The organism is Rhodococcus erythropolis R138, assembly GCF_000696675.2.
Classification (GTDB): Bacteria; Actinomycetota; Actinomycetes; order Mycobacteriales; family Mycobacteriaceae; genus Rhodococcus_F; species Rhodococcus_F erythropolis.
Genome location: NZ_CP007255.1, coordinates 5,086,511 through 5,098,787, shown reverse-complemented (window position 1 = coordinate 5,098,787; position 12,277 = coordinate 5,086,511). Strand labels below are relative to the sequence as shown.

At 64.1% G+C, this 12,277-nt stretch carries 11 protein-coding genes; 8 read left to right on the top strand and 3 right to left on the bottom strand.

Features of this window, described 5'->3' with window-relative positions:
• Positions 1-9 precede the first annotated feature (9 nt).
• From H351_RS23260 to H351_RS23250, 3 genes are read right to left on the bottom strand one after another with little or no spacing between them, the layout of a single operon-like run.
• On the bottom strand, positions 10-537 hold the full coding sequence (locus tag H351_RS23260) for a gamma carbonic anhydrase family protein (protein WP_003941993.1): 528 nt from the start codon (positions 535-537) through the stop codon (positions 10-12).
• Between the two features lie 44 nt (positions 538-581).
• Positions 582-1,442 carry an EamA family transporter gene (locus H351_RS23255; RefSeq protein WP_020906830.1) on the bottom strand — a complete coding sequence of 287 codons (861 nt, stop codon included), beginning with the start codon at positions 1,440-1,442 and terminating at the stop codon, positions 582-584.
• Positions 1,439-2,239: a crotonase/enoyl-CoA hydratase family protein gene (locus H351_RS23250; protein WP_020906831.1), complete on the bottom strand. Its 801-nt coding sequence runs from the start codon at positions 2,237-2,239 to the stop codon at positions 1,439-1,441. The genes H351_RS23255 and H351_RS23250 overlap by 4 nt, the downstream gene beginning before the upstream one ends.
• Before the next feature lie 109 nt (positions 2,240-2,348).
• On the opposite strand from H351_RS23250, the gene H351_RS23245 reads away from it, so the two are divergent.
• The 8 genes from H351_RS23245 to H351_RS23210 are packed head-to-tail and all read left to right on the top strand — an operon-like array spanning position 2,349 to position 12,225.
• Positions 2,349-3,149, top strand: a complete 801-nt coding sequence (locus H351_RS23245; protein ID WP_020968976.1) for a TIGR03084 family metal-binding protein — start codon at positions 2,349-2,351, stop codon at positions 3,147-3,149.
• Positions 3,146-4,867, top strand: coding sequence for an acyclic terpene utilization AtuA family protein (locus tag H351_RS23240; protein WP_020968977.1), 1,722 nt, complete (start codon positions 3,146-3,148; stop codon positions 4,865-4,867). Before H351_RS23245 ends, H351_RS23240 begins: the two co-directional genes overlap by 4 nt.
• Positions 4,864-6,012, top strand: coding sequence for an acyl-CoA dehydrogenase family protein (locus tag H351_RS23235; RefSeq protein WP_007728404.1), 1,149 nt, complete (start codon positions 4,864-4,866; stop codon positions 6,010-6,012). Before H351_RS23240 ends, H351_RS23235 begins: the two co-directional genes overlap by 4 nt.
• The gene (locus H351_RS23230; RefSeq protein ID WP_003941989.1) at positions 6,009-7,607 is read left to right on the top strand and encodes an acyl-CoA carboxylase subunit beta; all 1,599 of its coding nucleotides are present in this window, start codon (positions 6,009-6,011) and stop codon (positions 7,605-7,607) included. Before H351_RS23235 ends, H351_RS23230 begins: the two co-directional genes overlap by 4 nt.
• 8 nt (positions 7,608-7,615) lie before the next feature.
• Positions 7,616-9,601 (top strand): ATP-binding protein, encoded by a 1,986-nt coding sequence (locus H351_RS23225; RefSeq protein ID WP_029254866.1) that lies wholly within the window; start codon positions 7,616-7,618, stop codon positions 9,599-9,601.
• Positions 9,601-10,761 carry an acyl-CoA dehydrogenase family protein gene (locus H351_RS23220; RefSeq protein WP_029254867.1) on the top strand — a complete coding sequence of 387 codons (1,161 nt, stop codon included), beginning with the start codon at positions 9,601-9,603 and terminating at the stop codon, positions 10,759-10,761. The genes H351_RS23225 and H351_RS23220 overlap by 1 nt, the downstream gene beginning before the upstream one ends.
• Positions 10,762-10,785: 24 nt before the next feature.
• On the top strand, positions 10,786-11,571 hold the full coding sequence (locus tag H351_RS23215) for an enoyl-CoA hydratase family protein (RefSeq protein WP_020906835.1): 786 nt from the start codon (positions 10,786-10,788) through the stop codon (positions 11,569-11,571).
• Positions 11,572-11,613: 42 nt separating this feature from the next.
• On the top strand, positions 11,614-12,225 hold the full coding sequence (locus tag H351_RS23210) for a TetR/AcrR family transcriptional regulator (protein WP_019744287.1): 612 nt from the start codon (positions 11,614-11,616) through the stop codon (positions 12,223-12,225).
• The last annotated feature ends 52 nt before the right edge of the window (positions 12,226-12,277 follow it).

Sequence of the window (12,277 nt, the reverse complement as noted above, 5' to 3'; positions counted from 1 at the left end):
TCGTCTCGATCAGGCCTGTTCGATGTCCTGGTGAGCCTTCGCGAGCATGATGTAGCCGGCGCCGTTGGCGGTGATACCGGCCTTTTCGCCTTCGGAGAGTTCACGTTTGACCTTGGCGGGCACGCCGGCGACCAGTGATCCAGGCGGGATTTGCATCCCCTGAGACACGACCGCACCGGCTGCAATCAGTGATCCCGAACCGATGTGTGCGCCGTTGAGCACCACGGCACCCATACCGACGAGAACGTCGTCTTCGACGGTGCACCCGTGCAGCACTGCGTTGTGGCCGACCGAGATTCGCTCGCCCAGCACTGCGGGGAACGTCGGGTCGGCGTGCACGGTGCAGTTGTCCTGAATGTTGGTGTCAGCGCCGATGGAGATCGATTCGGCGTCGCCGCGGATAACCGCGCCGTACCAGATGCTGGCTCCCGCAGCGATGGTCACAGCGCCGACAACGGTGGCGTTGGGTGCGATGAATGCACTTTCGTCGATCTGCGGGGTGTTACCGAGAACGGTGGCGATGATCGGGTTGGTCATGGTTCTCCTGTGCGTTGGAATGACGTGCTCTGACGGTACCTGGACTATTTCGGTGTGGACTTTCGATTCATGACTACCGTCCCGACACCCGCGGTCACCACCAGTCCGATGGCGACGAGTGTGAAAGCGTCGAGCGTTTGCCCGATCACGAGGACTCCGGCCAGTGCGGCCGCTGCCGGTTCGAGGGCGATGAGGACCGCGAAGACCTTCTTGGCCAAGGAGCGCAGCGCCCACATTTCCAAGCTGTACGGGATGACGGACGAGAGGATGGCGACGGCGGCGCCTGCGGCGAGCATCTTCGGATCCAGCAGTTCGCTTCCGCCCGAGACAACGCCGAAGGGGAGCGTCAATACGGCTGCGACGATGCTTGCGCCTGCCAACCCGTCGGCGCTCGGGAGCGTCGCGGCCAGGTGGGAACCGGCCACGATGTAGCCGGCCCACGCAGTCGCGGCGATCAACGCGAACATCACCCCGATCGGGTCCAATCCGGATTCGCCGTGATCGCCTAACCCGAGCAGCAACACTCCGCCGAAGGCGAGCAGTACCCACGCTCCGTCGGCCCACCGACGAGACAGAACTGCGGCCAGGGTGAGCGGTCCGAGGAACTCGATGGTGACGGCGGTGCCGATGGGCACCGTGTCGAGGGCGAGGTAGAAGGCGCCGTTCATCACGGCGAGGGCGATGCCCAGCGCGAAGATGCCTTTGCGTTGCCGGTTCGACCACCTGCTCCATCGCGGACGGACGATGACGCCGAGGATGATCGCAGCGATCGTCAGCCGAAGCGTCGTGGCTCCGGCGGGCCCGATCTGCGAGAACAATGTCGTCGCGAATGCCGCTCCGAACTGGAGCGACAGTATCGAGGTGAGGACCGCGCCGACCGGCAGTAGCTGACTGCCCGCCTTCATTCTCCGGTGAACTCGGGACTTCGACGCTCGAGCATCGCGGCGACGGCTTCGTGGTGATCTCGGGTGTGGTGGGCGATCGACTGCATGGCGGCCGAGAGTTCGAGCAGGCTCTCGAGGCTCTGGTGCTGGCCTTCGCGGAGGAGTTTCTTGGTCATGCGGAGTACCTGCGGGGGATTGGCGGCTACTCGAGCTGCCAAAGCGTGCGCTGCGGAAAGCAATTCCTCGGGTTCGGTGATCTGCGAGACCAGACCCCAGTCGAGTGCCTTCGCAGCATCGATGGGTTCGCCGGTGAACGCCATCTCGGCGGCGCGGGCGTTGCCGATCGCGCGGGGGAGCAGCCAGGCTCCGCCGTCGCCGGGGATGAGTCCCACCTTGACGAAGCTCTCGGCGAAGACTGCGGCGGTCGAGGCGATGCGGAGGTCACACATGAGGGAGAGGTCGCAGCCCGCTCCGATGGCCGGGCCGTTGACGGCTGCGATGGTCGGCACCTCACATGTGTACAGCGCGAGCGGAATGCGCTGGATGCCGTGCCGGTAGCCCTGGCGGATCTCGCCGGGAGCACCACCGAACATGCCTTCCTTGTCTCGCATGTGTTTGACGTTGCCGCCGGAGGAGAAAGCCGACCCGGCCCCCGTGAGGATGACCGCTCGCACACTCTGATCTCGGTTGACTGCGGTGACCGCGTCTTCGAGGGCCTCGATCATGTCGATCTCGGAGATCGCGTTGCGGGTGTCCGGGCGATTGAGGGTCCACGTGACCACATCGCCGGTTCGCGAGATCAGTACGGCGTCGCTCATGGGTGCTCCTGGTAGTCGATGGCAGTTGAGCTCAGTCTCTCACCACAAGATTTCTCAATAACAATCATTCGTGCTTGATTTTTATGGACCCGGGTGTGATGCTGGTCGCATGGCCGAACTTCAGACGTTCATCGATGACTTGCGGGCCGAAGGCGAGAGCCTCGACGCCCTGGTTGCGGATCTGCCCGAGGAGAAGTGGGCGACAATGACGCCGGCGGAAGGGTGGAGCGTCGCGCATCAGATCGGGCACCTGCACTGGACGGACAGTGCTGCGATCCTGGCGATCACCGACCCGGACGGGTTTGCGGAGCAGTTGAAGGCGGCGTTCGTGAATCCGGCGGGATTTGTCGACGACGGTGCTGCCGAGCAGGCGGCCCGCCCGCCGGCGGAGTTGCTCGCCGATTGGCGAGCGGGGCGCACCGCTCTCGTCGAGGCTCTCACCGCCGCCCCGTCCGGTACCAAGTTTCCTTGGTACGGCCCGCCTATGGGCGGAGTGTCCATGGCAACTGCGCGATTGATGGAGACGTGGGCGCACGGGCAGGACGTTGCCGACGCGCTCGGCGTCGAGCGAGCCCCGACGGCGCGCATCAAGAACATCGCTCATCTGGGTGTCCGTACGCGGAACTTTGCGTACTCGGTCAACGAGAAGACGCCGCCCGCCGACGATTTCCGGGTTGAGTTGACGGCGCCGGACGGTTCGCTCTGGACCTGGGGGCCGGAAGATGCACCGCAGAAGGTGACCGGGCCCGCATTGGACTTCTGTTTGCTGGTCACTCAGCGTGCCAATCGCGCCGATCTCGATCTGGTTGCCGTTGGTGCCGACGCGGACGAGTGGCTCGGGTTCGCGCAGGCATTTGCCGGACCCAGCGGCGAGGGACGAGCCGCACGAGAAGCGAAGGTGGATAAATGAGTTCGGTACGGATCGGTAACTGCTCCGGTTTCTACGGCGACCGCGTCTCGGCGATGCGCGAGATGCTCGAGGGCGGCGAACTCGACTACCTGACCGGCGACTACCTTGCCGAACTGACGATGTTGATCCTCGGACGGGACCGGATGAAGGACCCGTCACTCGGCTACGCGAAGACGTTCCTGCGACAGGTGGAAGACACCCTCGGACTTGCGCTCGACAAGGGCGTGAAGATCGTCGCGAATGCCGGCGGTCTCAACCCGGCTGGACTGGCCGACGCGCTGCGCGAGGTCAACACCAGGCTGGGGTTGAACGCGAAGATCGCCCACGTCGAGGGCGACGATCTGGTCTCTCGGGCAGACGAACTCGGACTCGGCTCCCCGCTCACGGCCAACGCGTACCTCGGCGCCTGGGGCATCGTCGAAGCATTGTCGGCCGACGCCGATGTCGTGGTCACCGGACGTGTCACCGACGCTTCGGTGATCGTCGGTCCCGCCGCTCACCATTTCGGTTGGAAGCGAGATGATTTCGATCAGCTGGCCGGTGCTGTCGCGGCGGGCCACGTCATCGAGTGCGGAACCCAGGCCACCGGCGGCAACTACGCGTTCTTCACCGAGATTCCGAATCTGGGCCGTCCTGGCTTCCCGATCGCCGAGATCAACGCGGACGGATCTTCGGTCATCACCAAGCATGCCGGTACGGACGGCGAGGTGAGCGTCGGCACCGTGACGGCGCAGCTGCTGTACGAGATCACGGGTGGACGCTACGCAGGCCCGGACGTGACCACCCGCATCGACAACGCGGTGCTCACCCAGGAAGGCCCGGATCGGGTGCTGATCAGCGGAGTCACGGGCGAGGCTCCGCCGCCGCAGTACAAGGTCTCACTCAACACGCTGGCCGGGTTCCGCAACGAGGCCACGTTCATCCTCACGGGTCTCGACATCGAGGCCAAAGCGGATCTGGCGAAGACTCAACTCGAATCCTGGCTGACGAAGAAGCCCGCCGAACTGGTCTGGACTCTCGCTCGCACGGATCACCCGGATTCCGACACCGAGGAAACCGCGAGTGCGTTGCTGCGCTGCGTGGTTCGCGATTCCGATCCCAAGGTGATCGGTCGTCCCTTCTCTGCGGTTGCGGTGGAAATGGCACTCGCCAGTTATCCAGGCTTCTCGCTGACCGCGCCGCCGAGCAACGGACAACCGTACGGAGTGTTCACCCCCGGCTACGTCGACGCGGGATCGGTGCCGCACGTGGCCGTACTGCCCGACGGCACTCGCGTGGACATCGCTCCGTCGACGCTGACGCAGGACCTCGAAGCCGTCGACGAACCTGAGCGTCCGGAGCCGTTGCCGCCACAGTCTTCGCTTTCGGTGCCACTCGGCACGATTGCCGGTGCCCGTAGTGGCGACAAGGGTGGAAATGCCAACGTCGGCGTCTGGGTTCGCACGGACGATCAGTGGAAGTGGTTGGCGCACACTCTGACCGTCGAAATGCTCAAGGAACTGCTACCGGAAGCAGCAGACCTGAACGTCACTCGCTACCAGCTTCCGCACCTTCGTGCCGTCAACTTCGTGATCGAGGGAATCCTCGGTCAGGGTGTTGCCTCGCAGGCCCGGTTCGATCCGCAGGCCAAGGGGATTGGTGAATGGCTGCGTTCGCGCCACATCGACATCCCGATTTCGCTACTCCCCGTAACTGACGAGAAAGAGGATTCACGGTGACCGTGTGGACCACACCGGAAAGGCTTGCGCTTCGCGAGACCGTACGCGGATTCGTGAACCAGGAGATTCTGCCGCATCTGACGCAGTGGGAGCGCGACGGCGAGATTCCGCGCGAATTGCACCGCAAGGCAGGCGCTCTCGGGCTGCTCGGCGCCAGTGCTCCCGAATCGGCGGGCGGTGAGGGCGGCGACGCCGTCGACTCCATCGTGATCTGTGAGGAGATGCATCAGGCAGGTGCGTCGGGCGGGCTGTTCGCTTCGCTCTTCACCTGCGGCATCGCGGTGCCGCACCTGATTGCGGCCGGCGACGAGGCGCAGATCGAGAAGTGGGTCAAGCCGACCCTGCGCGGCGACAAGATCGGCTCGCTCGCCATCACCGAGCCCGGCGGAGGCAGCGACGTCGGGCACCTGACAACCACAGCCAAGCGCGACGGCGATCATTACGTCGTGAACGGCGCCAAGACGTTCATCACCTCCGGCGTTCGAGCCGACTTCGTCGTTACCGCAGTGCGCACCGGTGGCCCCGGCGCGGGTGGTGTCTCACTGCTCGTGATCGAGAAGGGCACACCGGGATTCACCGTCTCGCGCAAACTCGAGAAGATGGGCTGGCGCGCATCCGATACCGCGGAACTGTCCTTTGTCGATGCGAGGGTTCCGGTGGAGAATCTGGTCGGCGCAGAGAACAGCGGCTTCGCGCAGATCGCCCAGGCATTTGTCTCCGAGCGGGTCGCCCTCGCCGCGCAGGCGTATGCCAGTGCAGAACGTTGCCTGGAGCTGACCCTCGAATGGTGCCGCGCCCGCGAAACTTTCGGTCGGCCCCTCATCAGTCGGCAGGCCGTGCAGAACACCGTCACCGAGATGGCCCGCAAGATCGACGTCGCCAAGGTGTACACCCACTCGGTGATCGAGCGGTACATGGCTGGTGACGGCGACCTGATCGCCGAGGTGTGCTTTGCGAAGAACACGGCAGTCGAGACGGGCGAATGGGTTGCGAACCAAGCCGTTCAGCTGTTCGGCGGCCTCGGATACATGCAGGAAAGCGAAGTGGAGAGGCAGTACCGGGACATGCGAATTCTGGGAATCGGTGGCGGAACCACCGAAATCCTCACCGGCCTCGCGGCCAAGCGATTGGGGTATCAGTCATGAGTGTCATCCGGTCAACACTGGACACCAATTCCGAGGTGTACAAGACCGCAACATCGACCATGAACACCAAGCTCGCCGAGATCGAGGTCGAGCACGCCAAGGCGTTGGCGGGTGGCGGCGAGAAGTACACCGAGCGGCACCACAAGCGGGGAAAGCTCCTGGCACGCGAGCGGATCGAACTCCTGCTCGATCAGGATTCACCGTTCCTCGAACTGTGTCCCCTCGCTGCGTGGGGGAGTGACTTCCCGGTCGGAGCCAGCACCGTGGTCGGTATCGGCGTCGTCGAAGGTGTCGAATGCCTGATCGTCGCCAACGATCCCACCGTGCGCGGCGGCACCAGCAATCCGTGGACGCTGCGTAAGGGTTTCCGCGCCAACGACATCGCCATGCAGAACCGCCTTCCCGTCATCTCGCTGGTCGAGTCCGGCGGTGCAGACCTGCCGACGCAGAAGGAGGTGTTCATCCCGGGCGGGCGTATGTTCCGTGACCTCACACAGCTTTCCGCAGCCGGTATCCCCACCATTGCACTGGTCTTCGGTAACTCGACTGCCGGCGGCGCGTACATCCCGGGCATGTCCGACCACGTCGTGATGATCAAGGAACGCTCCAAGGTGTTCCTCGCAGGCCCGCCGCTGGTCAAGATGGCCACCGGTGAGGAATCAGATGACGAGGCACTCGGCGGCGCCGAAATGCACGCTCGCAAGTCCGGGTTGGCTGACTACTTCGCAGCCGACGAGCAGGACGCGATCCGCATCGGTCGCTCGATCGTCAAGCGACTCAACTGGACCAAGAAGGGGCCGGCGCCTCGCGCGGAGATCATCGAACCGCTCGAGGATCCGGAAGAGTTGCTCGGCATCGTTCCGGCCGACCTGAAGATTCCGTTCGATCCGCGTGAGGTCATCGCCCGTATCGTCGACGGTTCCGACTTCGACGAGTTCAAGCCGCTCTACGGTTCCTCCCTCGTGACCGGCTGGGCCGAACTCAACGGTTACCCGATCGGCATCCTGGCCAACGCACGTGGAGTTCTCTTCAGCGAAGAGTCCCAGAAGGCAACGCAGTTCATCCAGCTCGCCAACCGCTCCAACACGCCGTTGCTGTTCCTGCACAACACCACCGGCTACATGGTGGGTAAGGAATACGAGGAGGGCGGCATGATCAAGCACGGATCGATGATGATCAATGCGGTAGCCAACTCCAAGGTTCCGCACATCTCGATCCTGCTCGGAGCGTCGTACGGCGCCGGTCACTACGGCATGTGCGGACGGGCATTCGATCCGAGATTCCTCTTTGCCTGGCCCAGTTCCAAGTCCGCCGTCATGGGCGGTGCGCAGCTCGCCGGCGTCATCTCCATCGTGGGACGCGCTGCTGCCGAGGCCCGCGGCCAGGTTTTCGACGAGCAGGCTGATGCCGGCATGCGCGCGATGATCGAGAACCAGATCGAGGCCGAGTCACTTCCGATGTTCCTGTCCGGGCGTCTGTACGACGACGGCGTCATCGATCCCCGAGACACCCGCACCGTGGTGGGAATGTGCCTGTCGGCCATTGCCACCGCCCCGATCGAAGGCACCGAGAACTTCGGCGTCTTCCGTATGTGAGGCACGCCGTGACAATCACTTCAGTACTGGTCGCCAATCGTGGCGAAATCGCCCGCCGTGTCTTTGCAACCTGCCGCAAGAACGGAATCGGCACGGTTGCGGTTTTTTCCGACGCGGATGCCGACAGCCCTCACGTCGCCGAAGCCGATGCTTCGGTTCGCCTGCCGGGTAACACGCCTGCCGAGACATACCTGCGGGGTGAGCTCATCATCGCCGCCGCCAAGGCTTCAGGCGCCGACGCGATTCACCCCGGCTACGGATTCCTCTCCGAGAACGCGGAGTTCGCGCGCAGCGTCATCGACGCGGGGCTGACGTGGATCGGTCCGCCCGTCGAATCCATCGAGCTCATGGGATCGAAGGTCGAGTCCAAGAAGATCATGGACGCGGCCGGAGTTCCGGTGCTGTCCGAACTCGATCCCGCTGCGGTGACCGACGCTCATTTGCCAGTGCTGATCAAGGCGTCGGCGGGCGGCGGCGGACGCGGAATGCGTGTCGTTCGTGAATTGTCGGCGCTGGAAGGCGAACTGGAAGCGGCGCGGCGTGAGGCGCAGTCCGCCTTCGGCGACCCGACTGTCTTCTGCGAGCGCTACCTCGAGACCGGTCGGCACATCGAGGTCCAGGTCATGGCCGATCGCCACGGTGGGGTGTGGGCGGTGGGGGAGCGCGAGTGCTCGATCCAGCGGCGGCATCAGAAGGTGGTCGAAGAGGCGCCGTCGCCGCTCGTGCAGCGCATCCCCGCCATGCGCGAGAAGCTGTTCGACGCCTCGCGGCTCGCAGCCAACGCCATCGGCTACGAAGGAGCAGGAACCGTTGAATTCCTGGCAGACGAAAAGGGTGACTTCTTTTTTCTGGAGATGAACACTCGCCTGCAGGTGGAGCATCCCGTCACCGAGTGCACCACCGGACTCGATCTGGTGGAACTGCAATTGCAGGTCGCTTCAGGTGAAGTGCTTCCGGACGAGCAGCCGGAGATTCGCGGACATTCCATCGAGGTGCGCCTGTACGCCGAGGACCCCGCCAAGAACTGGCAACCGCAGAGCGGAACCGTTCACCACATCGAGTTGCCCGGTGACCCACAAGAATTCAGTGTTCTGCGTGAGCAGGGCGTTCGCCTCGACTCCGGCGTCGTCGACGGCAGTGTTGTCGGCGTCCACTACGACCCGATGTTGGCCAAGATCATCTCGTACGCGCCGACGCGGACCGCAGCTGCCCGGCTGCTCGCGTCGACGCTGGCGCGCACCAGGATTCACGGCCTGCGCACCAACCGTGACCTGCTCGTCAATGTCCTGGCTCACCCGGCCTTCATTGCCGGGGACACCGATACGGCGTTCTTCGAGACCCATGACCTCGAGAAGTTGTCAACGCCTCTGGCCGACACCGACGCCGAAAGGCTTTCGGCGCTAGCGGCGGCACTTGCCGATGCCGCGCACAACCGGGCGTCGGCGCGCGTCATCGGCCGCTTGCCCAGCGGGTGGCGCAACCTCCCGTCGCAGCCGCAGAGAAAGAGCTACTCCACTGCGTCGGGCGACTACGACGTCCGCTACTCCCTGAGCCGAAGCGGCGTGTTGAACGCAGAAGGCTTCGACGACGTGAGCCTGGTATCGGCAACTGCTGCCCGGGTAGTGCTCGAGCAGAGCGGAGTACAGCGTTCGTTTGACGTGGCGGCATACGGGAGTGAGATTTTTGTCGACTCCTCGCTGGGGCCGGTCGCGTTGACGGCAGCACCGCGCTTCGTGGATCCGTCGGCGGAAGTCGCCGCCGGTTCGTTGCTCGCTCCGATGCCGGGATCGGTTATCCGCCTCGGTGCCGCACTCGGTGACACCGTCACTGCCGGCCAGCCGATTCTGTGGCTAGAGGCCATGAAGATGGAACACACCGTCACCGCGCCGACTGCCGGTGTCCTGGTAGAACTTCCGGTCGCCGTCGGCCAGCAGGTCGAAGTCGGATCGGTACTCGCACGTGTGGAAGAACCCGCTACAGAAGAGGAAGCATGATGAGTTTCATCGAAACCGAAGAGCAGAAGGAACTGCGGGCATCCGTTTCCAAACTGGGTGAGCGCTTCAACTACGTCGACTACGTGCTGCCCAAGGCGCGCAAGGGTGAGCCGCTCACCGAATTGTGGAACGAGGCGGGCAAACTCGGATTCCTGGGCGTCAACCTGCCGGAGGAATACGGCGGCGGCGGTGCTGGTATCTACGAACTCGCGCTGGTGCAGGAGGAATTGGCGGCACAGGGTGCCGGTCTGCTCCTGGTTGTCGTATCCCCGGCCATCTGCGGCACCATCATCGGCAAGTACGGCACGGCGGAGCAGAAGCAGCAGTGGCTACCCAGCCTCGCCGACGGTTCCAAGATCATGGCGTTCGGAATCACCGAGGCCGACGCTGGTTCCAACTCTCATCAGATCACCACGACGGCACGCAGGGATGGCGACGACTGGATCCTGGGCGGCAACAAGATCTACATCTCGGGTGTCGATCAGGCTGACGCCGTCCTCATCGTTGCGCGCACCGAGGACTCCAAGACCGGCAAGCTCAAGCCCGCTCTGTTCATCGTCCCCACGGATTCTCCCGGATTCGTGAAGACGCAGATGGAGATGGACATCATCGAACCGGACCACCAGTTCATCTTGTTCCTCGACGACGTCCGTTTGCCGGCCGACGCTCTGGTCGGCGAAGCCGATGCCGCCCTGATGCAGTTGTTCGCCGGCCTCAACCCCGAGCGCATCCTGGGTGCGTCGATGGCCATCGGCATGGGCCGTTACGCCCTGAACGCTGCGGTGAAGTTCGCCAACGAGCGCACGGTGTGGAAGACGCCGATCGGTGCGCACCAAGGTATTTCGCATCCCCTCGCGCAGGTGAAGATCGAACTCGAGCTCGCCAAGCTGATGATGCAGAAGGCCGCGGTGCTCTACGACAGCGGTGACGATTTCGGTGCTGCCGAAGCCGCGAACATGGCAAAGTACGCCGCCGCCGAAGCCAGCATCAAGGCGCTCGATCAGGCGATCCAGACGCACGGAGGCGCAGGCCTGACGAAGGAATACGGGTTGGCCGCCATGCTCGGCGCGGCTCGTATCGCCCGCGTCGCGCCGGTGAGCCGCGAGATGATCCTCAACTTCGTCTCGCAGCACTCTCTCAGTCTGCCGCGGTCGTACTAAACGGTCCTACTGAAGAGGAGACTCATGACGGATCAGGACAAGCCATACGTACGGTACGAAGTATCGGGCGGTGCTGCCACGATCACTCTCGACTCACCCCACAACCGCAACGCGATTTCGACGCGGTTGGTCACGGAGTTACAAGCGGGGTTGACGTCAGCGGCCGCCGATCCGGCAGTTCGAGCGGTGGTGCTCACCCACACCGGTGGAACATTCTGTGCGGGAGCCGATCTCAGCGAGGCTTCCGGATCGTCCGCGTCACCGGAAGAGGCCGTCAAAGAACGAGGGCGGGGAATGCTGACGCTCTTGCGCAGCATTCTCGAGCTTCCCAAGCCGGTGATCGGGCGCATCGACGGTCACGTCCGAGCCGGGGGTATGGGTCTTGTCGGGGCGTGCGACATCGTCGTCGCCGGACCGGCGAGCACCTTCGCGGTGACGGAATCACGGTTGGGTTTGGCAGCGTCCATCATTTCGCTCACGGTCCTACCGAGGCTCGACCAACGATCTGCGAGCCGATACCTGCTCACCGGAGAGAAGTTCGGCCAGCACGAGGCCGAATCCATCGGACTCGTCACCGCCGCGTCGCAGGACACGGGGGAGTCGATCACCGAACTGCTCGGCACCTTGCGCCAATGTTCACCGCAGGGACTTGCCGAATCGAAGTGGATCACGACGCGTTCGGTCCTGGCCGGATTCGACCGTGACGGCGAGGAGATGATCGCGCAGTCGGCCCGGCTGTTTTCCTCTGACGAGGCTCGTGAGGGCATGATGTCTTTCTTGCAGAAGCGTCCAGCAGCCTGGGCGCAGTAGAACTGCGCACTGGAACACAGCGGTAGAAAGGATGGCGGCGCGATGACTCGAGAACCCAAGCAGGACCGAAGTCGAGTCACGCGCTCCCACCTGCTCGAAGTGACTGTGGAGTGTCTCGCCGAACTCGGATGGAGCGCAACGACGATGAGCGTCGTCGCCCAGCGTGCCGGGGTGTCCCGCGGTGCGATGCAGCATCACTTCCCGACCCGCGAGGACCTCATCACCGCGGCGCTCGAGGTGATGTTCGACGCCAGGATGGATCAGGCACGAAAGGAATCGACCGACCTTCCGGTGGGTGCCGGACGAACCGAGGCGGTCATTTCGCGGTTGGTCGAGTACTACACCGGGACTCTGTTCAAAGCAGCACTGCAGGTGTGGACGGCCGCTGCCTCCGACCCCGACCTGCGGGCCCGCGTGTTGCCCCTCGAGGAACGGTTCGGGCGCATCGCGCACCGCATGGCCGTCGAGAGTCTGGGCGTCGACGACTCCGATCCGGTGACGCACCGTTTGGTACAGGCGACCCTGGACCTGGCCCGCGGGCTGGGGCTGGCAGACGTCTTGACCGACGACTCGCGTCGACGCACCGAGGTGGTCAAACAATGGGCGGCGCAATTGGATTCCACGCTGGTTCGGGTACCGGTCCCAACTCCCTGAATCGGTAGCGGCGTGGCGGCGACCGATGAGCGAGGTGCGCACGTGGCGTGTG